Below are 766 nucleotides of genomic sequence, written 5' to 3' on the forward strand. Positions count from 1 at the left end.
CTGTTGATCGACGGATGGAGCAATCAACTGCTCCAGAAGGAGGTCTTCACCCTCTATCGCGACGGACTGGCCGGTACCGAAGGCCGGCTGGACACACCAGTGCCCTATGTGCGCTACCTCCAGTGGCTGGGTGAGCAGTCCAGGGATCGGGCGGAGGAGTTCTGGCGCGGTCGGCTCGGTGACTTCGCCGAACCGACGCAGATCGCCCCCGGCCCATCGACCGGCGAGAGCGGCTTCGGCGACGCCGAACTGAAGCTGGACTCGGACACCGCCGCACGCATCGGCGAGTTCGCGCGTGCGCACCGGCTGACCGTGAACACGATCGTGCAGGGTGCCTGGGCGCTGCTGCTCTCCCGGTACAGCGGTAGTGACGACGTCGTCCACGGGTCCGTTGTCTCCGGGCGCCCCGCCGAACTGCCGCACGCCGAGTCGATCGTGGGCCTGTTCATCAACACGCTGCCGGTGCGGACCCGTGTCCCGGCCGAGCGGCCGGTGGTGGAGTGGCTGCGGGAGCTTCAGCAGGAGCATGTGGAGCTGCGGCAGTACGAGTACACGTCGCTGGTGGACGCGCAGAACTGGAGCGCCGCCCCGAAGGGCGAGCGACTGTTCGATTCCATCCTGGTCTTCGAGAACTACCCCCACTTGACTGACGACAACGATCTGCCCGAGGGGCTTTCTGTACGGCATCAGTCCGGTGTCGCCCGCACCGGCTACCCCCTGACCGTTGCCGTGAGCCACACGAAGGAACGGCTGCTCACCGAGATCA

Annotated in this window: 1 protein-coding gene; it reads left to right on the top strand. The window is 66.6% G+C overall.

Annotated elements, in window-relative coordinates; genetic code table 11:
* Positions 1 to 766: condensation domain-containing protein (locus POF73_RS45805; RefSeq protein ID WP_272125479.1), on the top strand; the 766-nt coding region annotated here is incomplete at both ends.

Source organism: Streptomyces sp. HD (assembly GCF_028369295.1).
Classification (GTDB): Bacteria; Actinomycetota; Actinomycetes; order Streptomycetales; family Streptomycetaceae; genus Streptomyces.